The sequence below is a fragment of the Mycobacterium sp. OAE908 genome, from assembly GCF_017872775.1.
Taxonomy (GTDB): domain Bacteria; phylum Actinomycetota; class Actinomycetes; order Mycobacteriales; family Mycobacteriaceae; genus Mycobacterium.
Window position 1 is genome coordinate 3,794,277 of the sequence record NZ_JAGGJL010000001.1, and the last position, 25,228, is coordinate 3,819,504.

Below are 25,228 nucleotides of genomic sequence, written 5' to 3' on the forward strand. Positions count from 1 at the left end.
GAATTGAACTTACTCACCGGTAAGATCTGGCCGCATGGTCGGCGAATCCGCAACGCCCGGGAATGAAGCGGGATCTGGCATCGAGCCGCCTGTCGAGCCACGGGTTCGGCGCGCGCTCGGGCTGCTCGAGCGCTTCGCGCCCGCGCTCGGGTCGAGGTGGGCTGTCGAGTTGTGGTGCACGCCGCCGGCGGTTGACGCGAGCTTGCGCATGCCGCCAGGCGTGCCTGCGAGCGAACCTGTCGAGGCGAGCTGGTCGGGCCACCGGATCGCGGGGGAGTCCTGGGGCGACGGTCCTGCGGTGTATCTCGTGCACGGCTGGGGCGGATGCCGTGCGCATCTCGGTGTCTTCGTCAAACCACTCGTCGAAGCGGGACACCGTGTCATCGCGTTCGATTTGCCCAGCCACAACGAGTCCGAACCTGGTGATCTCGCGCCGGGACGGACGACGATCGTCGAGTGTGCCGAAGCGGTGAGGGCATTCGTGCGCGCGCATGGGCCTGCGCGCGCGATCGTGGGGCATTCCCTCGGCGCCAAGGCTGCCGCTCTCGCGGTGTCGCGCGGCGCTCAGGCCGAACGTCTGGTATTTCTCGCGCCGATGGGCGACTTCGCTTGGTACCTGGACGTTTTCGCCGATCGCCATGGCTTCGGACCGCGGATCCTCGGTGGCCTGCATCGCCGGCTCGACCGACGGATAGGTATGCCGTTGGTCGACACCGACATCAGCCGGGTGGCCGCGACTCTCGACGATCCGCCGCCTCTTCTGGTGGTCCACGACCCCGATGATCCCGACAGTCCCTACGACATGAGCGAGAAACTCGTCGACGTATGGCCCGGATCGACGCTGGTGACCACCCGCGGACTGGGCCGCCTGGCGCACTACCGCATTCTGCGGCACCGCCCCGCCATCAACGCCAGCCTCGAATTCATCGGCCGGACAACGCCGGAAACGCCTGAGGCCGCCGCCGCGGCGACAAGCCCAGGCCGACAGGAAACGCCGCCGAACTAGGCGAGCCTCTCGCAGCCTCAGTGATTCGAGTAATCGAGCTCGGTGAGTCGAGTACTCCCCTACGCGTGGCAGCGGCCCGTCAGCCGCGCAGGCTTGATTCGTCTGAAAACGCAACAACTTGAGAGGACTCTGACATGGCCCGTTCATTCCGTATCTTCTACGACAACCAGAAAGGTGTCGTGCGCCAGAACGTCAACTTGGCCGGCGCGATCGACAAGAAGTCGGCGGTCGTCATCACCGCCGCGCAGTTCGAATGGCCAGGGGGTTTCGGCGGCCTCGAGGACATTCGACCGCTACTGGGCGCAGCGCCCATCTGGGTCTCGAATGTCGGCGTACACGGAGACGAAGGCGGCGGAGGCGGCGTGGAGTTCCTGCTCCACGTCGACACGGATTCGCCACTGGATGTGATGGTCACCATCACGGTCTTCGAAGAGATCGAGCAATACATTCATTGACACGCAACGGCTTTCGCGCCTGGCCGGTTCCGGCATGTGATACCAGTGAGGGGTTGCGCAGCCAGCAGCCCCTCACTGTCGTTCAGAACTTCGCAACGGCGCCGGCGTCGACCGGCAGCGCCGCTCCGGTGATGTACTGCGATTCGTCGGAGGCAAGGAAAAGGACGGCATTGCTCACCGCTCGGGCCTCGATTATCGGTTTCGGCAACATATGAAAGTGCCCGATCACCTGTGTCGCATCGGCCATGGTCGGCTCTGCGAGGTCCGGTCGCACGGTGCGACGGAAGTGGTCGTTGTCGAGCATCGGCGTCAGAATGTTGCCGGGATGAATCGAGTTCACTCTGATCCACTGCGGCGCAAGCTCATTGGCGAGCGAGTGCATCAGGCCGACCACGGCGTGCTTGGCCGATGCGTAGCCGGCCATATAGCCTCCGCCCCGCAATCCGAGCATTGAGCTCACCAGGATGATCGACCCGCCGCGGCCGTCGGACATGTGTGGCAAGGCCACCTTGACCGTGTGCATGACGCCGGTCAAATTGATGTCGAGCGTTGTCTGCCAAGCGGACTCGTCGATCAAGGCGGCGGGAGTGGGGTTGCCGCTGATACCCGCGTTGGCGATGACCACATCGGGGCGGCCCAACTCCTCTACGCCCTGCTGTAGCGCCGCGCGCAGTCCCTCCAGGTCCCTGACGTCAGCCTTCGCGGTGACGATGCGCCTGTCCAGCTTCTCCACCAGCGCCGCGGTCTCGTCGAGGTCTGCCTCCGTCGCGCCGGGATATCCGGCGGCGTCGATGTCGTCGCACACGTCGACGGCAATGATGTCGGCGCCTTCCTCTGCGAGCCGCACCGCGTGTTCGCGGCCCTGTCCGCGCGCCGCTCCGGTGATGAACGCGACCTTGCCGGCCACCCTGCCAACCGTGTTCGACATCGTTGCCTCTCGTGACGAAGGAATAGCCCCTATACCTTGCACGATTCCGCCGCAGGGTGGGTACCGTCACGTCGATGGAACTGATATCGCCGACCGATTCGATGTTCCTTATCGGTGAATCCCGTGAGCATCCGATGCACGTCGCTGGCCTGCAGCTGTTTGAACCGCCAGCGGACAGCGGTCGGGACTTTGTCCGCGACCTGCACCAGACGATCGTCAAGAACGAGGACTTTCAGCCGACGTTTCGAAAGCACCCAGGCAGCCTTCTCGGCGGAATCGCCAACCTCGCCTGGGCGATCGACGACGAGGTGGACATCGATTACCACCTGCGCAGGTCGGCGGTCCCGAGGCCAGGACGTGTTCGTGAGCTGCTCGAGCTGACGTCGCGGTGGCACGGCACGCTGCTCGATCGGCACCGGCCGTTATGGGAGACGCACCTTGTCGAGGGCCTCGAAGACGGCCGCTTCGCCGTCTACACCAAGATCCATCACGCGCTGCTCGACGGCATCTCCGCGCAGCGCCTCACGATCCGGTCCATGACGACCGATCCAGACGACCGCGAAATCCGCGTGCCGTGGACGCTCGGGCCCAAGCGCGCAAAGAAGGAGTTGGCAGAGTCACGGTCGTTGTTGCAGTCGATCACCGGTGCGGTCGGTTCGGTCGCATCGCTGGCCCCGTCCGCTCTTGCGGTCACCAGGGCCGCGCTGCTGGAACAGCAATTGACTCTGCCGTTTCGCGCGCCCAAGACGATGTTCAACGTGCCGATCGGGGGAGCGCGGCGGGTGGCTGCCCAGTCGTGGCCGCTTGCGCGGATCAGGGCGATCAAGTCCGCCGCAGGCGTCACGGTCAATGATGTCGTCCTGGCCATGTGCTCGGGAGCGCTTCGTGCATACTTGATCGAAAGCCACGCCCTGCCCGAAACCCCTTTGGTGGCAATGGTTCCCATCAGTCTCCGCGCCGCAGACGAGCAGGACGCCGGTGGCAACATGGTCGGCACGATTCTGTGCAACCTCGCCACCGACATGGCCGACCCGGCCAAACGACTCGACGCGATCAACACCTCCATGCGCGACAACAAGAAGGTGTTCGCCGAACTGCCACGAACCCAGGCGCTCGCGTTGTCGGCGTTCCTGATGTCCGGTATCGCACTGGCATTGGTGCCGGGATTCGTTTCGTCGGCGCCGCCGCCGTTCAACATCGTCATCTCGAACGTTCCCGGTGCCCGCGAACCGATGTACTGGAAAGGCGCCCGGCTGGACGGCAACTACCCGCTGTCGATCGCGTTGGACGGGCAGGCCCTGAACATCACCCTGACCAACAACGCCGACAACCTCGATTTCGGCCTCGTCGGATGCCGCCGTAGCGTTCCACACCTGCAGCGCTTGCTGATTCACCTCGAGGACTCGCTGACGGATTTGGAGCAAGCCGTCGGAATCGCGAACTGATGGTCGCGCTGGCCGCGCAGCGGGAGTTCACGGCGTATGGGCCGTCGCACTTGGTCGTACTCGCCATTTTCGTCGTAGGAGCTGTGCTTCTGGTCTGGATCGGCCGACGGCAGACCGAAGCGCAGGCCCGCATCCTCGGCCGCGTGTTGGCGGTTCTGCTGCTCGCCGCGTTCGCGGTGGCGTTGGTGTACAAGCTGATTCGGCCCGACATCCAAACGTCGGTGCCGCTGCAGCTGTGCGACATCGCGGAACTCGCAGCCGCCTACGCGCTGTGGTCGGGGCGGCATTGGGCTTTCGCGCTCGCCTACTACTGGGGTCTGGTGCTCAGCTCACAGGCATTGATCACCCCGGACGTCGGCACGCCGGCCGAAGGTGCGCCGGATTTCCCACACCATCTTTTTTTGACGTTCTTCACGCTTCACGTTCTCGTGGTGTGGGCTGCCATCTATCTCACGTGGGGGCAACGGAACCGGCCGAGCTGGCGTGACTACCGCTTCACCGTCGTCGTGACCCTCGTGTGGGCGGCATTCACGTTCACCTTCAACGCGATCACCGGAACGGACTACGGCTATCTCAACCGGAAGCCGCCCACCGCGTCAGTGCTTGACGTACTAGGCCCGTGGCCGGTCTATCTGATCGCCGAGATCGCAATCGTCCTCGCCGTATGGGCGCTGATGACCTGGCCGTGGGAACGGCGACGACAGAAAACTGACGTGCGAAGCCACGCGCCAGGGAATTGAGCGCGCCGAGCTTGCGGTACCTGCCGCGCGTCACCGCAGCCGCCGTCAACCCGGTGAGGACGCCGAGGACGAAATAACCGCGCGCACGCTTTTTCTTCCGAAGAACCACGGCCGCCGCGAGGAAACCACACATCGCGCCAGTGCCGGCGATCGCCGCGAGCAGAAGCAATTGCAGCGGTCCAGCCGCACTCATGTGGCGACCTAATCACCTCGGTCGTCGTGGCGGAAGCACGCAGCCGTTGTCGTGACCAAACCGAGGGTCTGGCGTTACCCGCGCCGCGGAACGTCAGGCCCTCGCCTGCAGCGTGATCTCGGAAATAGATGTGCGGCTTTGGCCGTCGGTCGTGCCCAGTTTCGTGATCCAGACGAGCACATTCGAGGTCTTGGTTTCGTCGTGGATTTCGATGCGGTTGTGTCCCGGCTGCAGTGCCGTCGTCGGGGCAAGTTCGGTGGCGGGCAGCTTGGTTGGGGTTTCGGTTGACGACGACAGGATCTGCACCTCGGTGCCGGTGCTGGACAAGTCGATCGTGACTGCGCTCAGCGCGGTCGGTTCGGACAGGTGCAGCAAAAGTCCTTCGCCCTCAACGAAATTCGGGAACGGGACGGGGTCCTTGTAGGTGACCGTCGACCACGCCGTGTCGGGGTTGCCGTCGATGGCCAAGCCTGCCTTGTCGGGGTTGTCCGGGGCGCCGCTGGGCGAGAACACGGTTACGCTCATCGGCTTGACGATCGGTCCCGGACGGCTCCACAGGCCGAACCCGTCGGTGAACCACAGCACCGCAGCCGCCGCCAACACGATCACACCGACGAGTGCGCCGAGGATGACGGTCCTGGTCCTGCCTTTCGGTGCTTTGTCGCGCGGAGACTTCTCGCGCGGTGCCTTCGACCGCCTTCGCTTGGGACCAGGTGTCGCGGAAATGTTGACGATCGTGTCGGCGTCCAGCAGGCTGCCGTCCCAGACGCCGCTGACCTCCACCTCGTCGCCGTCTGCGAGCTGACCCGCGCTGAGCTGAGTTGGAATCTCGACGGGTACAGGCGCATGTCGACCGGCTATTGGCTCACGTGGCAGCACGTGGAACGACAAGATCCCGACCTCACCGTGAGCGCCGCTGTGCTGCACTCCGCGAGCAGTGCCGTGAACAACCAAACGCTCGAGGCGCTGCGTGTGCGGACGACCACCCGATGCCGATATCTGGCCGGATTGGGCGAGCGGTGCGGTGGCATCGGGGAGTGGGCCCTGCTGGGTCAGGGCTCGGGCGAAGTCGAGGCACGTCGGGTATCGGTCACTTGGGTCTTTGGCCAGCGCCCTTGCGAGCACAGCGTCAAGGTGCGCGAGGTCGGGTCGGCGCTCAGATAGCCGAGGGGCCGGCGTGCCGAGGTGGTGGCTTATCACAACGGCGCGATTTGAGTCTTCAAACGGTGGCGAGCCGGTCAGTAGGTGAAAAGCCGTGGCCGCCAACGCATATTGGTCTGCCCGGCCGTCCAACGGCTTGCCCAGCAACTGCTCCGGGGCGATGTAGCTGATCGTTCCCACGGCGACATCGGCGTCGGTGAGGTTGCTGACGTCATCGATGCGGCGGGCGATGCCGAAGTCGGTCAGCAGCACTCTGCGTCGATGACCGTCGGATGCGTTGACGAGAATGTTCTCGGGTTTGACGTCGCGGTGAAGCAGACGGCGCTCGTGGCCGAAGTCGAGCGCATCGGCCATCGCTGTCACGATTTCCGCGACGTCTTCTTCTGGCATGCCTTTCGGGTAGCGCTCCCGGATCAAACGACCCGCGTCTGTGCCGTCTACATAGTCCATGGAGATCCAGAGTCGGCCGTTGAACTCGCCACGATCGAGAACGCGCACGATGTGCGGATGCCACAGCGTCGCGGCCAACTCGGCCTCGCGAGTGAATCTGGCTCGAAACTCGTCGTCCCTTGTCGAGGCCGACGACAAGATCTTCAGCGCGTCCCGACGAGGCAGGCGTGGATGCTGGGCGAGGTAGACCTCGCCCATTCCACCGGTGCCGATCATCCGCTGAATGACGTAACCAGCGAAGACCTCACCGTTGTTGAACGGCATCCCGAAAGCCTACAAACCAGCACGCCCCGGTCGCGAACTCCGTCGTTGGCGGTCATCGTCGAAATGGCTAAAGCGTCCAACGCCCGCTCGTAAGGTGGCGTGGTGACGCTGTTGCTCGGCCCGGTCCTGCGGCACGTTTCAGACACAACGGCGCTGGTCTGGGTCCAAACCGCCCGCCCGGGAACAGCGGAGGTTCTCGGCTGCGCAGCGCGGACGTTCACTGTGCAGGACCACCATTACGCCCTCGTCACGGTCACGGGGCTGGCGCCGGACACCGCGACCGAATATGACGTCACGCTCGACGGAGCACGGGTCTGGCCGCGCGCGGACTCGACGTTTCCGGCGAGCGTTATCCGCACCCGCGGCCCTGAATCGACTCACCGGCTCCAGGCCATTTTCGGATCGTGCCGGTACCCCAAAACCGGTGATCAGAAGGTAGACGGCAACCTCGGGCTCGACGCGCTGGACGTGTACGCCACGAGGATGGCCACCTATCCGGTCGACGACTGGCCCGAGGCGTTGATCTTGCTCGGCGACCAGTTGTACGCCGACGAACTCACACCCGAGACCCGACGACGCCTGGCGGGGCGCCGCCAACGGATACGAAAGCGTGGCCTTCGGCCGCCGGACGAGGTGGTCACGTTCGCCGAATACGAACGGTTGTATCGCCACTCGTGGGGTGACCCTGAGATCAGGTGGCTGATGTCCACGGTTCCGACCGCGATGATTTTCGACGACCACGACATCAGAGACGACTGGAACACGTCGGCGTCCTGGCGCGCCGACATGAAGCAGAAACCATGGTGGCGTGACCGGATCCGAGCCGGACTGGCCTCGTACTGGGTGTATCAGCACCTAGGCAATTTGAGCCCGGCGGAGTTGGCCGACGACGAGGACTATCGGCGCCTGGTGACGGCGGACGGCGACACGTGGCCGCTACTCGTCGATCTAGCCGACCGAGCAGATCGAGAAGTGGATTCCACCAAGGGCATCAGATTCAGCTATCGATGGGATCTGGGCCGCAGTCGGCTCCTCATGATTGACTCACGTAACGGCCGAATTCTCGATTCCGGTGACCGCATGATGATCGGCGAACGCGAGTTCGCATGGCTGGAGGCCCAGGCCACAGACACACTCGATGAGATGGACCACCTGATGCTGGCGTCGTCGGTGCCGTGGCTGATGCCACCCGCCATCGGGGACCTCGAGGCGGCCAACGAGCGAAGCGCAGATCGGGCCGGTCTTCGCGGGAGACTCGCCGAAAAGACTCGCAGGGCAGCCGATCTCGAACACTGGCCGGCCTTTTATAAGTCATTCCTGCGTCTCGCCGAGATGATCGCCCGCGTCGCACGTCATCCGAGCGGACCCGCAACTGTCAGCGTGCTGTCCGGGGACGTTCACCATAGCTACGCCGCGCGGGCCGAGTGGTCGAGTGCCTCGGACGAGTGGGGCGCAACGGTCCATCAACTCGTGTGCTCGCCGGTCAACAACTACGTGCCGCTGTTTCTCAAGCCGGTGTTCACCGTGAGCTGGTCGCGTCCCGCGGCCGCGCTCGCTCGATGGTGGGCACGCCAACACGGCGTACCTGCGCTTCCGCTGTCGTGGGCCAACGCGTGCGGTCCACTGTTCGGGAACACCATCGCTACCTTGCAAGTGGACGGCCGCAGCGCAGAGGTGCTTTTCGAACAGCCACGCGGCCCGGCTGTCATGGACGAAGTGTGCCGCGTGGCGCTTACTCCTCAGGCACGCAAAAGGTAAGCGCCGCAGGCACTATCGTCGCGTGTAACTTCTTGCTGGAACCGCGCTCCCCGCCGTCGAGCTCATACGTGATCGGCTCAGCGAACTTGACGTCCATCGTCCGGCCCCGCGTCATCTCGACGTATGGCGAGACCTCCGACCGACCCGTCGCGGCGCGGCCGAGGGTGCGGGCCCATTGCAGTGCACCCTGTGCGGTGACGACCCCGACGTCAAGGTAGCCGTCGTCGGGCTCGGCGTCGTCGAAAGCGCGGATGCCGCCGGTGATGGTGCCGACGTTGCCGAACAGGACGCAGGTTGCCGGCCCCTCGAACCATTTCCGCCCGTCGACTCGAATCTTCGTCCGCACCGGGTTGTCTCGCACGTGCCGCAGCCCGGTCAACACGTAGGCCAGCCGCCCGGCGCGGTCCTTCAATCGTCCATCGGCGTCACTGATCATCTGCGCGTCAAAGCCGGCTCCGGCCATGACGGCGAAGTGTTCGCCATTCAACGTGCCGAGGTCGAGGCGCCTGCGTGCGCCGTGCAACGCTATCTGCACGGCCTCCTGCAGATCGGTCGGGACACCGAGGTTGTTAGCAAGTTGATTCGCGGTGCCTGCCGGGATGATCGCGACAGCGGCGTCCGAGCCGGCCATCGCGTCGACGCACCGCTGGACCATGCCGTCGCCGCCCCACACGAGGACCAGATCGACACCATCCTCGAGCGTGCGCCGTGCCCGCTTGCGCGCTTTGCGGCTCTTCGACACCTCGTGCCAGACGGGGTCGTCAAATCCCTCCTCTGCGAGCAGCTTTCGCAGTTCGTCGAGGCCGCCGCCCAGTGATTTCTTCCGGTGAGCGATGACGGCGATCCGTTTCGGCGAGGCAGAAGGGAGCTCAGGTGAGGCTTGGTTCGAATTTCCTCGGCCCACCGATCTCACCCCCTTCGCGTACACGTCCTTTCTCGGGGTCAGCCAAAATCGGCGTCGGTACACCTGCGCGGACAGCCTCGAGCTGGGCGGCGAATGCGATACCGAGGAAGAGCGCCACCGACGACAGATTGGCCCACAGCAACAGGGCGAAAACTCCGGTCAATGGGCCATAGGTGGTGCCGAACGACGCGCCCCACGCCACGTAGAGCGCCAGCAAGCCGGTGACGAGCAGCCAAAGCGCAAGCGACACAGCGGATCCGAACGCCAGCCACGAGTACCCCGGCTGCCGGCGTCGCGGTGAGCGCTCCAAGACGACGGTGAACGAGGCCCAGGCGAGGATGACGCCCAGCGGCCAGCGGCCAAGGCGCCACAGCGTCTCCGACAGGTCGTTCCAGCGGTACACCGTTGCGAGCGATTCGCCGAGAGCGTCGCCGGCGATGATGACGAGGAATCCGAGTAGCGACAGCAGGCCGGCGGTCACCGCCATCAGCAACGCCCGGCCGTACTTGCGCAGGGCGGGATTGTCTCGCTCGATGCCGTAGATGCGGTTTGCGCCCCGCTCGATCTGGCCCATCGCGGTGGTCAGCGCGATGATCGCAGCGAGCAGACCGAGCCACAGTGCGAGCTGACCGCCGGTGGCTCCTCGATCGCTGCTCTGCTGCGCCGCCTCCTGCATCATGTCGCCGTTGTCCCTGCCGGGGAGCACCCGGCCCAAGGTCTCAGTGACGACCCGGGCGAACTTCTCGTGATGCAGGGCGCTGGACAGTCCGACCACTGCAATGATGAGCGGAATGAACGCCAGACAGAACTGCAGCGCCAAGGCGCGCGCATTGGTGAATCCGTCGGCGTACCTGAAGCGAATGAACGAGTTCTTCACCAGTTTCCAGCGCCCGTAGCGACGCAACGTCGTGACGGCGTCGTCCGCTGACAGCTCGTCGCCAGAGATGGTGACCGTCTCGGGCACGCGGGTAGCAGTGCTCATCTCAGACTCCTCGATCGATCAGGGCGCGAAGGCCGGTCGGCGTCGACGGCCGCGTCCTGCCTGCCGCCGGCTCATGAGTGCGCACATAGAAAAGGACGACGCTTAGCCAGATCGCGCCGAGCAGCATCCCCGCGAACACATCGGTCGGGTAATGCATTCCGCGATACACGCGGCTGGCCGCGATCAACAGCGGCACGGCAGCACAGATGACGACTACTCCCACCTTGATCCATCGATACCGACTGTGCCAGAGGATAATTGCGGCGACGGAGCCGTAAAAGCAAACAGCGGCTGCGGTGTGGCCGGACGGGAAGGATGACGTCGGCGGCGCAACGTCGAGGTGCGGCACGCCCGGCCGTGGTCGGTCGATGAAAAGCGTTGTCGCGACGAAGATGACCGTCTCGCCGACCACCGCGTAGATGACGACGAGGGACTCGCGCCAGCGGCCGAACTTCCAGCGGAACGTGGCAGCAGCCAACGCCGTCAGGATGACGATCGTCAGCGTCTCGGACAGCGTCGTGATGAGCTTGCTTCCCGCGATGCCCTCCTGCTGGCGGTACGCCACAAGCTGCCTCGGCACGTCGGCGTCCCACTTCCCGAGTGCGGTCGCGGGGACAACATCGGTGAGGAGATAGCCCAGCCCGACCATCATCGCGAGAAGGCAGACGGCCGGAACAATCAGCCAACCGACGTCGCGGGCGACACCACGGAAACGCTGTGCGGTCATGCTGTGGGATACCCCACGTTGCCGTTAATTAACTCGGTGCTGATCGGTGTCGAAAACCAGCAGTTCAGGGGTGTGCTATCGGCTGCTCTGGATTGCCTACGTCGGCTGGCCGCTCGATCGGCTGTCCGGTCTCGCGACGCCACGCGACGTAAGCCCATGTCGTCACGGCCACCCAGCCGATGCCGAGCGTGATGCCGGCCAGCACATCGCTGACGAAATGGACTCCCAGCACGACCCGCGCGAGCGCGACGGCGCTGACGATCAAGCCGGCCCCGATGACGGCGGCGATGCGACCGCGGCGCGGCAGGAAGCGCAGAGTGATCAGCAGCAGTAGACAGCAGCCGATCGACGCGCCAAGCGCATGGCCGGATGGGAACGACATGCCGGGCGCTGTCGAGAGCGGATCCGGCAGCACCGGCCGGGCCCGGCCGACGATCACCTTCAGCACGAAACCGATTGCCGCCCCGCCGAATACCGTGACGAGAAGCCAAATCGCATGGTGTCGTTCGCCATGGACGAGGTACAGCAGTGCGATCAACGTGAGCGCGACGCGGAACACGTTCGGGTCGAAGACGTCGCTGACGATCTCGGCTGACTTCACCAGTTCCGGATGCTCGATGCCTAGCCGGTGCAGGGCTTCTGCTGTCGCGAGGTCGAAACTCCGCAGTGGCGGCCATCCGCCGCGGACGAGCAGCAGAAGAAGCGCGAACGCGACCCCAGCCGCGGGTGCGGCGACCACACCCGCGCCGAGTCGCAGTTCGAAGCGTTTGTCGGCGGCCGACAAATGTTTTGCGACAGCCCACGGCCTCGGCTTCTTCGCCATACGTATCTCGTCCCCGGCATGGGGGCTCGGTAAACCGAGAACCCGTGGTCGAACTGAAGTCAAGCGCCTGACCTCGTGCGGTCCGCTTACTTGTGCACAAATCTGCCCGCCGCCCGCTGCCCAAGTGAGACACTTCCTCGCAGGGGGCTCGTTGAAATGGCTGTTCTGCTTCGCGTGGTGTCAAGGGTCACCGTGGTGGCGATCAGCGCCGTCGCCATCGTTTTCGCATCGGCGGTCGCCCCCTTACCCCAGTCGTCGACCGCCGCTGCCAACAGGCCCGTCGCAGCACATGCCGTCGACCTGCGAGCCGCCACGAAGCCGCTGGCGCCTGGCGGGGCAATGGCTGCGTTGTCCTCGCTGTCGCCCGCACAGGTATTGGCCGTCGGACACGCACTCAGCACGGCAGTCACCCCGGCGATCGCTCCCTCACCGCCGCTGACCGCGCTCGCCGACTTCATCGACGCCGCCTACGTCCTGATCGAACCCTGGGTCCATTACGCGGTCAATGTTGCCGCTTACGTTGCGGCCTGGATCATTCCGTATGTCGGCTGGATCGTCATCAACCAGGTCGACGTGGTGTACAACTTCGTCGAATCCCTCATCAACAGTGGCGTTTTCAACACCACCGACTGGCTGCGCGGAGACGGTAGCGCGCTGAAGAACATCGCCGACTGGATCGTCGACGCCGGCTTGGCGCTGGTGTGGCTCGGAATCGACGAAATCGATTCATGGATTCCGCTTCCGCCACTGCCTATCTACCCACCGCGTCCCCCGTACGCCGACATCCCGGAGGGAATGTTCGGCGATGTCCTGGTCGCGGTATCTAACGCGTTGGCCGATGCGGCCAACGGAATCTGGAACATCTGGGAGCCCCTCAAGGGCGGCGTGGACAACGCAGTCGGATCCATCAGTGGCATCTTGGACGCCGTTGCGTGGATCCCCTTCGTTCCGCTGATCAATTTCGAACTGAACGAGGGTTGGACACTGATCGCCAGCGAGGGCGACGCGATCACCGGTTTCGCGCACGACCTGATCAACGCCGGAGATCAATTCGTCGTCGACACCGTCCACGGCGATGGGCTGATCGCCGCGACGGTCACCGCGGTCCAAACCACCCTCGCTTCGATCGGCACACGCGGCGGTCAGGCCGTTCAGGCATTGGCCGACTGGGGTCGTGCGCAGCTCGACTATCTCGTCGGTCTCGTCACGCCGGGCCTGGCCACTACGTCAACCGAGAAGCAAGTCACAGCAACGGTTTTCAAACTCGAAACACCCGCAACGGCGGCGCCCACAGTCGTGAAGAAAACCCGAGATGCGCCGCTCAAGGATGCCGTCGGTTCGACCGCCAGCACAACCAAGGCAACGCACCGGGCGACGGCCAGCGCCGATGACGTACGCAAACCAGTCGACCATCCGCGCGTCGACGCGCCCAAACCGGTCAAGAAGCCGAAGGCCGACGCGGCCGAAGCGAAGAAGCCAAAGAAAGACGACAAGTAGCGCGGGAATTTGCATGACCGTGGTCGCCAGATCCCATAGTCTCGGTCGCTGATGCTCAGTCTGAATGCCATCGCCCGCATGACGGCCGTCGCCGCCGTGCTCTTCGGTTTCGTCGCCTACGGTCCTGCTCCCGCGTCGGCCCTTCCCGGTGGCGACGTCCCCGGTGAGCTGGTGTTCGGCGGGCTGCCGCGCACCTATCAGCTGCATGTGCCCGCCGGGCTTGACCACCCTGCGGGGTTGGTGATCAACCTGCACGGCGCAGGGCAGACCGGCGGGGAGCAGGCCGCAGTGACCAACTACAACGCCGTCGCCGATCAGAACGGGTTCGTCGTCGCGTATCCCGACGGCATCGACTTCAGCTGGGCCGACGGCCGCGGCGCGTCGGTGCCCGACCGTCAGGGCGTCGACGACGTCGGCTTCGTGAGCGCGCTCATCGATCAACTCTCTCGCGATTACGGCATCCCCCGTGGCCGGGTCTTTGTGACGGGCATGTCGGCCGGTGCATTCATGGCCACCCGACTGGCCTGCGAACGTGCGGATCTGGTTGCAGCCATCGCACCGGTCGCAGGGACGTTGGGCGCCGCATTTCCTTGCGCGCCCTCGCGACCGGTCTCGGTTCTGCAGATGCACGGGACCGCCGATGCGGTGGTGCCGTTCACCGGTGGCACGATGCTCGGCAGGGGCGGCTACAGCGACGTCGTCGCGGCACCTGCGATGGCCCAGCGGTGGCGAGACGTGGATCGCTGTCCCGCTCCGGTCGACAACGGTCCGGCCGGTGCTGAGCATCGATTCACTGCCTCGGGGTGTGCGGGCGGCACCGAGGTCGTTTTCGTCCAAATCGACGGCGGCGGCCACACGTGGCCGGCGGACGCGTCGCAACAAAGTGGGCAGTTCTTCGCCACCCACGGGCGCTGAATCAGTCGCGATGGTCCACGACGTTGACGACATTCCCGTCCGGGGCACGCACGAGGAACCGCCGCACGCCCCATTGCTCCTTGCGCAAGGGGTGCACGATTTCGTAGCCGAGGCGCTGCGCTTCGTCGTAAGCACTGTCGACGTCGTCGGTGTGCACGGAGATCACCGAGTCCTCGGCAGAAGTCGCATCGCGCGTGACTAACTGGACGTTGGCTCTGCCGTCGGGCGAGGTGTAGCGGGCCACCCAGCCCATGTTGAACTCTTCGGTTTTCAGCCCGAGAAAGTCCGTGTAGAAACTCTTAGCCGCCTCGATGTCCGCCACTCGAAGATTCGCGATGATTCGCTTGGCTTGCATACTCAGTCCTTCACTTGTGCGTGCCGCGTGAGGAATTCCACAACGGCCCCGGCGAAGAGGTCGTTGCGATCACCGGCCACCATATGCCCCGCGCCGCCGACATCGACGAAGTCGATCTGGGGGAAACGCGCGATGAATTCGTCGGCGCGTTCCTGGGTGACCAGATCGCTCATCTGACCGCGCACCAAAAGCATGGGCACGTTGGTGCGCAGGATCTCCTCGATGGCGGCGTACAGGCGATCGACCTCGGTCACCTCGATGGGCGGCAGCGCGGAGGTGCCGTCGATGAACTTCGGATCCCAATGCCAGTACCAGCGGCCGTCACGTTCACGGAGGTTGGCGCGAAGGCCGTCGAGATCGCTGGGTCGCGGTCGGTGCGGATTGTATTCCTGAATGGCATCGGCGACTTCGTCGAGCGAGGCAAATCCTGATTCCATGCGGTCGTTCATGAAGCCGTGTATGCGGGTGGCGCCGGAGGGATCCATGTTCGGCACGATGTCGACGAGGACGACTGCGCGCACGGTGGCCGGCGAAAGTTCGCCTGCCAGAAGCATTGCCGTGAATCCGCCCAGCGAGGCGCCGACCAGGACCGTTTCTGGGGGAAGTTGTCGCAGCACCTCTAGGACGTCGCCCGCGAAGGTGATGACGCGATAGTCGCCGTCCTCCGACCAGTCGGACTCGCCGTGGCCGCGCAGGTCGACAGTGATGGCCTGCCAGCCGCGCTCGGCCACCGCCGCGGCGGCCCGACCCCACGAACGGCGGGTCTGGCCTCCGCCGTGCAGGAACACCACGGCCGGTGCAAGCGGATCACCGAGGCGGTCGGCGGCGATGCGAACGCCGTCAACACCGTTGACGCTGAACGACTCTGGGGTCGCGCTCATCGGGCGAAATCCCACTGTCCGAAGTCGGGTGCGAGGACGTCGTCGACATCCAGGCTGATGCCACCGACCACGACACCCGGGTCCGACGGCGTGACGACAACGGACTGGAAGAGCACGGCCGCGGGCTCGCGTTCACCGTGCGACCAAGCCTTCGTCTGCCACGCCCAGGAGTGTCCAGCAGAGGTTGAGCGCCCGACGACGCCGTCGGCGATCGCCCACCCGCACGCTCGAGCATGGCCGTAGATGCCGGTGCGGTTCACACCCAGGACCGAGTTGAGGCCCCGAAACCACTGAAGTGCAACGGCTTTCCAGGTGTCGAGGTCGATGTCCTCGTCGACGCTGAAGAAGATCGGGGCGGAATCCGGGCCGCCCGCCGCGCCGTGCCACCGCAACGCCGTCTGAGCGTCTGCCACACCGCCGTCGTATCCGCGGGTGTAATCGGACGGGGTGGGCCAGCCGGGCTTGCCGTATTGATAGCAGCTCACGATGTGCAGACCGGCTGCGCGTAGCCCATCGGCATACTCGCGGGTGACGGGTTTGAAATCAAAGTCCGCTCCCGGCCGCAACTCGGACACATAGACCAGTGCGCCGTCGAATCCCGCGGATTTGATCAGCTCCGGCGCGACCAGTCGGTGGGTGAAGTCGACCAGCCGAAGGCCGTCGGCGGACGCCCTCGATGCACCGAATGTGGCCAGCCCCAGTGCAACCGGTGCCGCGAGGCCGTATTTGAGAGCGTCGCGTCGTGTCAACATGTGAGCACCATGCACCCCGCGATCGGCCCGCCGCCTGCCGCGGCCACGGCCACCTCGGGCCGTCGTGCCACCTGTCGATCGCCGGCCTGCCCGCGTAGCTGAAGACACGCTTCGTGCAGCAGCCAGTAGCCGTGCATGCGCCCCGCCGACAGTTGGCCGCCATACGTGTTCAGCGGAAATTCGCCATCGAGCGCGATCCGCGCCGCTCCCTCCACGAATGGTCCTGCTTCGCCGTCGGCGCAGAACCCCAGCGCCTCGAGCCACGCGAACGTCAGAAACGTGAAACCGTCATAGATTTCGGCGACATTCACATCCGACGGCCGCAAATCCGTGCGCGACCACATCTCTGCCGCCGCTTCGGATGACGCCATCTTCGGGAAGTCATCGCGATGGAACCATCCGCCAGAGCCGTACGCGCCGCCGATAGCCTCCACCGACACCGCGGGATTCGGGCAGTCCGGTGCGTAATCAGCGTGTGAGACGACGAGCGCGATCGATCCGTCGATCGGCACGTCGCAGTCGAACAGCCCTAACGGCGTCGACACTGGCCGGGCGCCCAAGTAGCCGTCCATGGTCATCGGATCCTGGTATGCCGCAAGCGGATTGCGTCCGGCGTTGCGCCTGCTGTTGATCGCCAGCCAGCCCAACTGCTCCTTGGTCGTGCCGTACAGCTCCATATGGCGTCGGCAGTGCATCGCGACCCAGTTCGCCGCCGAGTAGGCGTGGGTGGCCACCAACGCGTCGATGTCCTCGAACGGCTTGAGTTTGCGCCGGGTACCCGGCGCACGGGGTTCGGCCGGCGGGTTGGCCAGCGGGTTGAGCATCGGCGATGCCGTGGTTTGATTCATCGCTCCGCCCAGCATCGCGACGGTCCGGTAGACGAGCACGTGACGGGCTCGTCGCTCCGCTACCGCGCGGAACGCGGACATGACGGGGATGAGCACGCCGCCGGTGTCGAAGCCCAAGGTCTGGTCTGTCGCCTCGATGCCCAGCGAGGTCATCACGTCAGACGGCGGCGTATCACCCAGTGTGCCGATTCCGTCGATATCGTCGGCAGTCAGACCGGCGTCCTCGATGGCGGCGCGGGCCGCCTCCAGCGTCAGTTCCAACCCGGGAACGCCCGTTCGGCGGCCGATCCGGGAGATGCCCAGGCCGCTGATGATCGCGTCCTTCTCGAAGTAGCTCACCCCTGGGCACCCCGTTCAAACCTCTATTTTTGTAATGACAGTCGATTGGACTGTACTTTCCTTGTCATGGCAGATGGGGCCCCACCCGCAATTCCGGGGCGAATGCTGCCCAAGCTCCATGACCACAACCGGGCGTTCTGGACCGGCGGCGCCGACGGGCGCCTGCTGATCTCGTGGTGCACGCAGTGCGAGGCGTGGGTGAGCCCTCCCGCCGGGGACTGTCCCGATTGTGAGGGAGCACTGGTGGCGCGGCCGGTGTCCGGACGTGGGACGGTGTTCACCTATACGGTCAACCATCAGCCGTTCAACCCTGACGTACCCGTGCCGTACGTGATCGCGATCGTCCAGTTGGACGAGCAGCCCGATTTGCGCATCGCTTCGAATATCGTTGACTGTGAGCCGGACTCGGTTCATATCGGCCTTGCCGTCGAAGTCCGGTTCGAACCGCAGGATGTCGACGGTGAGAGCGTGTTTGTTCCCGTGTTTGCGCCGAGAAAGGACGAGGCATGAGCGAGGCCCCCGCGATTACGGGCATACACCACTTCTCGGTCACGGTGCGCGACCTCGAGGCGAGCGTGGCCTGGTATCAGCGGGTGTTCCGCGCGGACCGTGTTCCGATGACATTCCCACACTACGAACGCGAGGACACCGGATACGGCGTGCTGCTCGTCGATTCCCGTTCGGGGCTGGCGATCGGTTTACACACCAACGCCGGCAACGACGGTGAGCAATTCGACGAGGCCCGTACGGGTTTGGACCACGTCGGATTCAACGTGGCCTCCCGCGAGGACTTGGAGGCCTGGGCGGCGTGGCTCGACGAACTCGGCGTCGAGCACTCGGGGATCAGGACCGGCGACCAACCGTTCCCGTTCGCCACATTGGTGTTTCGCGACCCGGACAACATTCAGCTCGAACTCTTCACCGTCTGCTGATCCACGGCCCACGCAGCGGCTGCCGTCGGTATCGGCATCGGGCTTTGGGGTGCGACGCGGCGGAGGCCGGGTAGTGCGGCGCCGGGGTTCAATACCCGTAATGCCCGGCTCTGGGCGACAAAGTCGTCGACAGCGACAAAGTCGCCCAGAGCCGGGCAATTCAGTTATCGCTTGTCCCACCCTTGGATAGCGCTCACAGCGCGGCAAGCACTGCTCGCAGTTCGCCGCACAGGTCGCCGCAGCCGTGCCGCAACGGACCGTTCCAATCCGCCAGCAGGCGGCGAAGCCGTGCGACGCCGCGCGGGCTGACGTGACGGCTCTGCAATCGCTTCTCCACACGCTCGATCATGTCGGCCGCGTCCCATACAGCGGAGGCGTTCAGGCGCGACGCCGACAGCACGACTCGATCGCACAGCACGGCCGTGCCGCGGCGACGCAACTCCGCGGCAAGGCGCTCGCGATACGCGATATCGGTCAACCGGAGCAGATGGGCCTCCAGCGCGGTGCCGGGTCGGGGAGTGGCGCCTGCTTGCACCAGTCGGTCCAGGTGGCGGGCACACATGCGGGCGGCGACGCGCGACGGGATCGTCGGGCGTGCCGTGTCAACGCGAGGCTTGGCGGCGGTGGCGAGCGCTGTTGTCATGAATTGAGTATTTCGTTGCCGCGGTGCCATGGCTGTCCGGCGATCTGCCCATTCACCGGGGGATTGGTCCGTCCCCCAATCGGGGGACAGTGCGGTCTTACGCCAGTGCGGCGAAGACTTTTTCGTCCTCGCTGGCGAACGTGTCCTCCAGCTGCAGCGGCGTGTAATCGAGGTCGATCTCGGCCACCGGACGACCCAGCGCGCTACTGATGGTGCCGAACCGACGCATCCCCTTGTCGGCGGCGTACTGCTGCATCTCGTCCTTTTCCAGCCCGAACGGCACCTCGTCGTAAAGGGCATAGGCGTCTTCAGTGTTCTGCAACGCCAGCGGAATCAGCTCGTTCATACGTGTTTCGAAGACGGCCCAATTGCGCTCGTCGGCGGCGACGTGGCGCCGGCAGGTGAAAGTGCCCCACGCCATGTGGCGTCGCTCGTCGTCGCCGATGCGCTTCACCAGTTCCTGCATGCCGGGAAGAATGCCTCGATCCACGCAAATCCGGTGCCACGCATAGTATCCCGTTAGCGCCATCATGCCTTCGATGACATGGTTGTAGGTGGCCGACGCACGAATCTGGGCGGCCGGCGACGGATCCGTCGCCAGCGCGTCGAGAGACTCCGGAAGTTCCTCGTAGAAGATCTTCCGGTACGCGGGCAGGTCGTCGAGGTAGTGCTGCAGATCGTCGGTCATGCCGACGGCGTCGAGCCACATCTGGAACACCTGCGTGTGTTTGGCTTCCTCGAACGCGAACTGTGTCAGGTACATCTCGTCACCGAGTCGGCCCTCGGCGCGCATCGCCGCCATGAACGGCTGGATGTCCTGGGTGACCGCTTCCTCGCCTGCGATGAACTCGGCGCACAGCCTGGCGGCCCAGTCGCGCTCGAGGTCGCTCATCGACTCCCAGTCGGCTCGATCTTGGGAGAAGTCGATGTCGGCGGGGTTCCAGAACTTCGCGTTACCGCCTGCAAACAGCTTGAGCGGCAAGCTGTCCCAGTTGAGGCCGCCTGCGTCGAGCGAATGTGAGCGGGTGCGTGTCATGTCAGTGACCTCCTAGATCGTGCGGTGATCGATGCGTTTCGGGGAGCGGTGGCGAATGCGTCCTTCAGCACGGCGACGAGCCTGCGCACCGCCAACGCGGGCTGCTCGGGGGTGGGCTCGTCGAGTCCGAGAACCGGATCCATGCCGCGTACGTACGGCGCCAACGCCAGGTGCGGAAAGAGCAGCAGCAGAAGCGATATCAGCGCGTCGGTGTCGGCGTCTTCGCGTAGGTCGCCGCGTGCGTGCGCGTCGCGCACCAGTGGCCGCATCACTTCCAGGTAGTGCCGGTGAATGACGCTGCGGACGCTGATGCGGGCGTCGGTGTCGACCTCCAGGCTCGCCGCCGCGTGAAGGGAGCGTTCGTGCGGATGGTCGGCGAAGTAGGCGACCCAGGAGTCCATCAGGTCGGTCAGGAAGTCGAAAAACGGTCTGTTGGGGTCGAGTTCGACGATGCGGGCTTCCATGTAGGCGCGGACCCGCTGACTGCCGACATCGGCGATGAACGCATAGAGGTCGCGCTTGTCGGCGAAATACTGAAACAGGCTGCCCTTGGCGACGCCCGCGCGGCGGGCGATGACGTTCAGGCTGCCCGCGGAGAAGCCGTGTGCCCCGAATTCGGCCTCGGCAGCCTCGATTACTGCGGCGCGTCGAAGCGGATCGAGACGAGCCCACGTGACCGTCGGCACCGGCACCTCCTCGCGCCAATATGACCAGTGGTCATATTACTGTGAGCGTCGTCACAGTCAAGAGTGCCTTGGCGTGTGGGTCCTCAGTGGAACCGGCGCTCCAGGCTTTCCTGCGAGCCGCAAATACATCGAGGTCGATGGATCGGTCGGGTCGACCGTGGACCCGTGGCGGCGACAGCGCTCCGGTAAACCCGAGATTGGCTAACGGATTCCCGTTGCGGCTTGTGCCGCGGTGCGTCGTCTGATCCTGATCTTGTTCCTAGGTATAGCGATTTTTGAGGTTTAGCCAATCGCCGTATTGGATATGCCGAGCAAATCGGGAGATAAGGATACGGCTGGTCGAGTTGGAGCCTCTTCGGTCCTGACTCGTCCGGATATCAGGAAAGGAAAAGGAACGATGGCAAACCCCCTAACGATCTCGAAGCGCACCGCCGTGAAGGCTGTCGGGATCGGTGCTATCGCCGGCGGGCTCGTGCTCTTCGCACCCACGGGCACGGCCTCTGCAGATGGTCTGCAGGACCTCGTCAATTTTGGTAATCACCAGCTGCAGGGCTTCGTCGGTGCCGGTAACCAGGCTCTGCAGGACAACGTGGCGGCCGGTAACCAGGCGCTGCAGGACAACGTCGCGGCCGGCAATCACGCTGTGCAGTACTTCGTCGGACAGGGCAACTCGTTCGTGCGCTTCGCAGTCCAGGGCCTGCTGCACGGGTAGCCGCTCCGCCGCAGCCTGATCAGACAAGTGCTGCTGCACGTCGACCGTGAAGTGCAGCAGCGCTTTGTCGATTCGGTTGAACGTAACGAACCACTTCGGACGCAGGACCTCAGAGGGTCGGTCTGCGCAGCAGGTAGTTCCAGTAAATGATCTTTCTGCCTTGGTCTTCGTAGCCGAGGGTCTTCTCCGACATCATGACTTCGAAGCCAGCTTTGTCGATGACGGGGGCGATCTCCTTCGCGTAGTACGACTTCAATCCATCTTGCTCATAGAGCTTGTTCTTTCGCGGCACGGTCAGCCCGAATACGCCACCGGGGACAAGCTTGTCGCGGACCTGTCGCAGCAGCACTTGGGGATAGATGATGTACTCCATCACTCCGATCATCACGGCGGCGTCGAACGATTGATCTTTGACGCGCCACGGTGACTCCAGGTCTTGCTGAATGACCTTCTTGTACGGCAACTTTCGCGCGCGGCGGACCATGGCGCCGACACCGTCGATGCCTGTTACGTCATACCCCTGTTCGAAGAACACCAGCGAGGAAAGCCCCGTGCCACACCCGAGGTCGAGGACGTTGGCTCGTCTGGAGCCCAGCACATCGACGATCAGCCGCGGCACTTCCACATGTGCCGTGTAGTTCATGGCGTCGCGCAGATCGCAGTCGTAGGTTTTCGCGAGGTGCGAATAAATTGCTTTGACCGATGTGAGACGCATCGACACGAAGATTAGCGCGACCCCACCCGTAACACTTGGAACCGGGCCGTAGCTTTTGCGCAATCCTGGGTCGCGATGACGTCCCGACACCCCATGCGGTGGATGCTCGAATGTGTTCAGCCACTGAAGGTTTATGCGGGACCACCTTCGCGGGGAATACTTTCGGCCTTCGTCGAGTAGTAGTCCGGAGGTGCCGCGTGCAGCCCTCGCCGGTGGTCCTTCGAACTGAAAGCCAAGCTGATGGATGAGTCGAGCGACATCGTGGCCGCCGATGCCACGGCCTTGGCAGAAGCAATCCGCGCTCGCCGGCTGTCATCGGTGGAGGTCGTGACGGCCCACCTAGAGCGAATCACAGCAGTGGATCCCGAGATCAACGCGACGGTGACGGTTTTGGCTGAGTCGGCTCTCGCCGCCGCGCGAGTCGCTGATGAGGCGGTGCGGGCGGGCGGCGAGTTGGGTGCCCTGCATGGTGTGCCGTTCACGGTCAAGGACGCACTCGACACGGCGGGCGTCGCCACGACTCGTGGATCGTTGCTTTTCCAGAAGCACGTGCCGACCGTGGATGCCGCGGTTGTCGCGCGGTTCCGTGCGGCCGGCGCCATACTGCTGGCGAAGACGAACCTGCCCGAATTCTCCTACTGGACCGAGACCGACAATCGGGTCGTCGGCCGGTCGGCTAATCCGTGGAACATCGATCACACGCCTGGGGGCTCGAGCGGCGGGGAATCCGCGGCAATCGCGGCGGGAATGTCGCCGATCGGGCTCGGCAGCGATGTCGCGATTTCAGTGCGGGGGCCGGCCCATGACACGGGAATAGTTGCCCTCAAGGCCACGCGCGGGCGTATCCCGATTACCGGGCATTGGCCCGCTGTCCCTGCAAGGTATTGGCATGTTGGACCGATGGCGCGCAGCGTTCGCGACATCGCCGCAGCGCTTCAGATTCTGACTGGCCCCGACGGCGCCGATGGTTACACACGCGACGTCCCGCTCGACCTCAATGACGTCAAACGTCTGGCAGATATGCGCATCGGATACCTCGTCGAACCGGGATTCGGGCCAATCGGCGACGACGTCGCCGCCACAGTGCTGGCCGCCGCTGACGCGCTACGAGGCTTGGGGTGCACGGTCGAGCCGGCACCGTTGACGGAACTGGAAGCGATCGACGGTGTCGCCCTGAGCGCTGTGCTGTACTCCGCCGAGGTCGTCCCATACTTCAAGCAGATCGCGGAGGGACGCGAAGCTGAACTGCACCCCGTGACCGCCGCGATATTGGCGCGAGAGCAGCCGGTGCTGGCGGATTATATTGCGGCTCAACAGGAAACCGAGCGTTTAGCCGCCAAGCTGAGCGGATTCTTCGCCGACTACGACGCGCTCTTGTGTCCAGTCGCCCCTGTCCCCGCACCGCTGCACGCCCAGCGCAGCCTCACAGTCCGAGAAGGCGTCTCGGTAGCGGCGCAGGGGGTAATGCGCGCAACCGTGCCGTTTAATCTGACAGGTCTTCCCGCGATGACGATTCCTTTCGGCCTCAGTCATGACGGCCTCCCGATTGGGGTCCAAATCGTCGCTCGCTGGTACGACGAGGCGACCCTTCTCCGCTTGGGCGCGGAATTAGAACGCGCCAGGGAGAATGGTTAGCCGAGGTGCCGCAGACCGAATCACCGCATCCGGCACTCCGACCTGTGCAGCGCTCACGCCGATGCCGAAAATGAACCCCCGCAAGCTCCCTCACGATCGCAGGAAGGTCACGAGTGATCACATTTGACCGCGCCGCGCTGGACCGCTACCTGTCCGAAGATGTTGGGGGACCGGTGATCATGCTCAACCTCCTGCGGTTCCGCCCCGGCGGTGAGGCGAAATACACTGCGTATGCCGAACAGTTCGAGGCCGCCGGGATCACCGCCAAATATGGCCTCGAGGTTCTCTACGCCGGCCTAGGCAGCACGGCATTGGTGGCCGACGACGGCCAGGCCTGGGACATGGTTGTACTAGTGCGCTATCCCAGTCGGCAGCACTTCGCCAACATGATCGAGGACCCGGCCTACCAGCAGTTCGAGCATTTGCGTACCGAGTCGCTTGTCGAGTCGGTCCTGCAGGCCACGACTGCAGTCACCTGAGCTGCGGTACTCATTCTTCAGGGCTGGTCTGCAACGAGCGACTGCGTGCGACGAGTTCAGCCAGAGCCAACCCTGTCATCCACACCACTGCGGCGAAGCCGATGTGGATGAGGCTGTAACCGGCGCCCGGGCCCAGCGTGGATCCCAAAGCGGCCGGCAGTACTGTCCACACGATGATCCGCGGCAGCCCGTAGACGGGGTCGGCCAGGTAGTACAACGCATAGGGCAGCGCGAGATGCAGCAGCCACCTGATCGTGCGCTTGATGTGCCGGCGCTGGCGCCATCGGCGCAGCAGCGGTTCATAGGGCACGGGAAACAGCACCGAGATAAGGTTGCCCAGCCCAAGCCAACACAGGATCGGGACAGCGACGTCGGGCACAGTCGTCAGCAGTCGTGCAGGGGTCTCCATCCACAACGTCATTGCGCTCGCCAACGCCATCGTGGGCAGGCCGACGATGACGGCCAGCGCGAGGTTCTTGACCAAGAGCAGACGGCGGATGGGGATGGCATCGCGAAGACTCTTCTCGACGCGAATATGGTCTACCCCAAGCATGTTGGTCGTCGTGACGTCGGCGAGAATGAACGACGAGAAATAGCCCGCGACCAGCACTACCCAATCCCGGCCACCTTCGTGTTCGACCGGCTGGACCACTAGCCAAGCCAACGAGAGCACAAGGTTGACTGCGACGCCGGACAACCAGGCGCGGGGCGGGCTCAACGCCCACCGGATTTCGGCCAGCACCGCCGCGCCCAGCCCACGGCCTAGTTCGCTGGCCGCCCGTCTGGCGGCCACTGGTCGATTCACTGAAGACCGCAGCAGTGCCCGCAGCACGGCGACTGCTGTGCCGCGAACTCCGGTACCGCTTGTCAAGTTGGCACTTTCGTTGGTTCGGCGGGAAGTTCTCCGGAGTACCCCGTTGCCGTGCAGGTCAAGCGTCACGTGCTGCGGGCGCATCGGCGGACCTGT

26 protein-coding genes and 1 pseudogene are annotated in these 25,228 nt (G+C 64.6%); 12 read left to right on the forward strand and 15 right to left on the reverse strand.

The annotated features are described in order from the left end of the window. Positions 1-34: 34 nt before the first annotated feature. Positions 35-931, forward strand: a pseudogene (locus J3E61_RS18690) (alpha/beta fold hydrolase); the annotation flags it as partial. Between the two features lie 209 nt (positions 932-1,140). After that, positions 1,141-1,461 (forward strand): hypothetical protein, encoded by a 321-nt coding sequence (locus J3E61_RS18695; RefSeq protein WP_192721543.1) that lies wholly within the window; start codon positions 1,141-1,143, stop codon positions 1,459-1,461. Between the two features lie 82 nt (positions 1,462-1,543). Here the strand turns inward: J3E61_RS18695 and J3E61_RS18700 are convergent, their stop codons facing one another. After that, positions 1,544-2,389: a mycofactocin-coupled SDR family oxidoreductase gene (locus J3E61_RS18700; protein ID WP_192721542.1), complete on the reverse strand. Its 846-nt coding sequence runs from the start codon at positions 2,387-2,389 to the stop codon at positions 1,544-1,546. 74 nt (positions 2,390-2,463) lie between these two features. Between J3E61_RS18700 and J3E61_RS18705 the strand changes: the two genes are divergently transcribed. Together J3E61_RS18705 and J3E61_RS18710 are read left to right on the forward strand one after the other, a co-directional pair. Continuing rightward, a complete protein-coding gene (locus J3E61_RS18705; protein WP_210084530.1) occupies positions 2,464-3,834 on the forward strand; it encodes a wax ester/triacylglycerol synthase family O-acyltransferase in 1,371 nt (456 codons plus the stop codon). Beyond that, complete coding sequence (locus J3E61_RS18710) at positions 3,834-4,574, forward strand: TIGR02206 family membrane protein (protein WP_210084531.1); 741 nt, start codon at positions 3,834-3,836, stop codon at positions 4,572-4,574. Before J3E61_RS18705 ends, J3E61_RS18710 begins: the two co-directional genes overlap by 1 nt. Positions 4,575-4,860: 286 nt before the next feature. Here the strand turns inward: J3E61_RS18710 and J3E61_RS18715 are convergent, their stop codons facing one another. Then, positions 4,861-6,642 carry a serine/threonine protein kinase gene (locus J3E61_RS18715; RefSeq protein WP_210084532.1) on the reverse strand — a complete coding sequence of 594 codons (1,782 nt, stop codon included), beginning with the start codon at positions 6,640-6,642 and terminating at the stop codon, positions 4,861-4,863. 102 nt (positions 6,643-6,744) lie between these two features. On the opposite strand from J3E61_RS18715, the gene J3E61_RS18720 reads away from it, so the two are divergent. Beyond that, positions 6,745-8,400 (forward strand): alkaline phosphatase family protein, encoded by a 1,656-nt coding sequence (locus J3E61_RS18720; protein WP_210084533.1) that lies wholly within the window; start codon positions 6,745-6,747, stop codon positions 8,398-8,400. On the opposite strand, the gene J3E61_RS18725 is transcribed toward J3E61_RS18720, so the two are convergent. The 4 genes from J3E61_RS18725 to J3E61_RS18740 form a co-directional block, all read right to left on the reverse strand. Further along, positions 8,375-9,304: a YegS/Rv2252/BmrU family lipid kinase gene (locus tag J3E61_RS18725; RefSeq protein ID WP_210084534.1), complete on the reverse strand. Its 930-nt coding sequence runs from the start codon at positions 9,302-9,304 to the stop codon at positions 8,375-8,377. The genes J3E61_RS18720 and J3E61_RS18725 overlap by 26 nt on opposite strands. Continuing rightward, positions 9,270-10,286, reverse strand: coding sequence for a YihY/virulence factor BrkB family protein (locus tag J3E61_RS18730; RefSeq protein ID WP_192721532.1), 1,017 nt, complete (start codon positions 10,284-10,286; stop codon positions 9,270-9,272). Before J3E61_RS18730 ends, J3E61_RS18725 begins: the two co-directional genes overlap by 35 nt. A 1-nt stretch (position 10,287) precedes the next feature. Then, positions 10,288-11,013 (reverse strand): phosphatase PAP2 family protein, encoded by a 726-nt coding sequence (locus J3E61_RS18735; protein ID WP_210084535.1) that lies wholly within the window; start codon positions 11,011-11,013, stop codon positions 10,288-10,290. Between the two features lie 64 nt (positions 11,014-11,077). Beyond that, the gene (locus tag J3E61_RS18740) at positions 11,078-11,836 is read right to left on the reverse strand and encodes a phosphatase PAP2 family protein (RefSeq protein WP_210084536.1); all 759 of its coding nucleotides are present in this window, start codon (positions 11,834-11,836) and stop codon (positions 11,078-11,080) included. 156 nt (positions 11,837-11,992) lie between these two features. Between J3E61_RS18740 and J3E61_RS18745 the strand changes: the two genes are divergently transcribed. Beyond that, the gene (locus J3E61_RS18745; protein ID WP_210084537.1) at positions 11,993-13,333 is read left to right on the forward strand and encodes a hypothetical protein; all 1,341 of its coding nucleotides are present in this window, start codon (positions 11,993-11,995) and stop codon (positions 13,331-13,333) included. Positions 13,334-13,384: 51 nt separating this feature from the next. Then, entirely contained in the window at positions 13,385-14,248 is an 864-nt protein-coding gene (locus J3E61_RS18750; RefSeq protein WP_210084538.1) for an esterase, read from the forward strand. Between the two features lies 1 nt (position 14,249). Here the strand turns inward: J3E61_RS18750 and J3E61_RS18755 are convergent, their stop codons facing one another. From J3E61_RS18755 to J3E61_RS18770, 4 genes are read right to left on the reverse strand one after another with little or no spacing between them, the layout of a single operon-like run. Continuing rightward, positions 14,250-14,603, reverse strand: a complete 354-nt coding sequence (locus tag J3E61_RS18755) for a VOC family protein (protein WP_210084539.1) — start codon at positions 14,601-14,603, stop codon at positions 14,250-14,252. Positions 14,604-14,605: 2 nt separating this feature from the next. Then, positions 14,606-15,484 (reverse strand): alpha/beta hydrolase, encoded by an 879-nt coding sequence (locus tag J3E61_RS18760; RefSeq protein ID WP_210084540.1) that lies wholly within the window; start codon positions 15,482-15,484, stop codon positions 14,606-14,608. Then, positions 15,481-16,236, reverse strand: coding sequence for a DUF1906 domain-containing protein (locus tag J3E61_RS18765; RefSeq protein ID WP_210084541.1), 756 nt, complete (start codon positions 16,234-16,236; stop codon positions 15,481-15,483). The genes J3E61_RS18760 and J3E61_RS18765 overlap by 4 nt, the downstream gene beginning before the upstream one ends. Next, positions 16,230-17,423: a thiolase family protein gene (locus J3E61_RS18770; protein ID WP_210084542.1), complete on the reverse strand. Its 1,194-nt coding sequence runs from the start codon at positions 17,421-17,423 to the stop codon at positions 16,230-16,232. Before J3E61_RS18770 ends, J3E61_RS18765 begins: the two co-directional genes overlap by 7 nt. A gap of 66 nt (positions 17,424-17,489) precedes the next feature. Here J3E61_RS18770 and J3E61_RS18775 point away from each other — a divergent pair, with 66 nt between their 5' ends. Together J3E61_RS18775 and J3E61_RS18780 are read left to right on the forward strand one after the other, a co-directional pair. Further along, positions 17,490-17,933 (forward strand): OB-fold domain-containing protein, encoded by a 444-nt coding sequence (locus tag J3E61_RS18775; protein ID WP_210084543.1) that lies wholly within the window; start codon positions 17,490-17,492, stop codon positions 17,931-17,933. After that, the gene (locus tag J3E61_RS18780) at positions 17,930-18,355 is read left to right on the forward strand and encodes a VOC family protein (protein ID WP_210084544.1); all 426 of its coding nucleotides are present in this window, start codon (positions 17,930-17,932) and stop codon (positions 18,353-18,355) included. The genes J3E61_RS18775 and J3E61_RS18780 overlap by 4 nt, the downstream gene beginning before the upstream one ends. A gap of 193 nt (positions 18,356-18,548) precedes the next feature. Here J3E61_RS18780 and J3E61_RS18785 read toward each other — a convergent pair whose 3' ends face one another. From J3E61_RS18785 to J3E61_RS18795, 3 genes are all read right to left on the reverse strand, one after another. Further along, positions 18,549-18,998: a hypothetical protein gene (locus tag J3E61_RS18785; RefSeq protein WP_210084545.1), complete on the reverse strand. Its 450-nt coding sequence runs from the start codon at positions 18,996-18,998 to the stop codon at positions 18,549-18,551. A 97-nt stretch (positions 18,999-19,095) separates the two neighbouring features. Then, positions 19,096-20,034: a R2-like ligand-binding oxidase gene (locus tag J3E61_RS18790; protein ID WP_210084546.1), complete on the reverse strand. Its 939-nt coding sequence runs from the start codon at positions 20,032-20,034 to the stop codon at positions 19,096-19,098. Beyond that, positions 20,031-20,720: a helix-turn-helix transcriptional regulator gene (locus J3E61_RS18795; RefSeq protein ID WP_210084547.1), complete on the reverse strand. Its 690-nt coding sequence runs from the start codon at positions 20,718-20,720 to the stop codon at positions 20,031-20,033. Before J3E61_RS18795 ends, J3E61_RS18790 begins: the two co-directional genes overlap by 4 nt. Positions 20,721-21,117: 397 nt before the next feature. Between J3E61_RS18795 and J3E61_RS18800 the strand changes: the two genes are divergently transcribed. Beyond that, entirely contained in the window at positions 21,118-21,432 is a 315-nt protein-coding gene (locus J3E61_RS18800) for a hypothetical protein (protein WP_192721517.1), read from the forward strand. Positions 21,433-21,541: 109 nt separating this feature from the next. Here J3E61_RS18800 and J3E61_RS18805 read toward each other — a convergent pair whose 3' ends face one another. Then, positions 21,542-22,147, reverse strand: coding sequence for a methyltransferase domain-containing protein (locus J3E61_RS18805; RefSeq protein WP_210084548.1), 606 nt, complete (start codon positions 22,145-22,147; stop codon positions 21,542-21,544). Between the two features lie 240 nt (positions 22,148-22,387). Between J3E61_RS18805 and J3E61_RS18810 the strand changes: the two genes are divergently transcribed. Further along, positions 22,388-23,782 (forward strand): amidase, encoded by a 1,395-nt coding sequence (locus J3E61_RS18810; protein ID WP_210084549.1) that lies wholly within the window; start codon positions 22,388-22,390, stop codon positions 23,780-23,782. Positions 23,783-23,961: 179 nt separating this feature from the next. After that, positions 23,962-24,261 carry a DUF1330 domain-containing protein gene (locus tag J3E61_RS18815; protein WP_210085616.1) on the forward strand — a complete coding sequence of 100 codons (300 nt, stop codon included), beginning with the start codon at positions 23,962-23,964 and terminating at the stop codon, positions 24,259-24,261. 10 nt (positions 24,262-24,271) lie between these two features. On the opposite strand, the gene J3E61_RS18820 is transcribed toward J3E61_RS18815, so the two are convergent. Next, the gene (locus J3E61_RS18820) at positions 24,272-25,093 is read right to left on the reverse strand and encodes a hypothetical protein (protein WP_210085617.1); all 822 of its coding nucleotides are present in this window, start codon (positions 25,091-25,093) and stop codon (positions 24,272-24,274) included. Between the last annotated feature and the right edge of the window lie 135 nt (positions 25,094-25,228).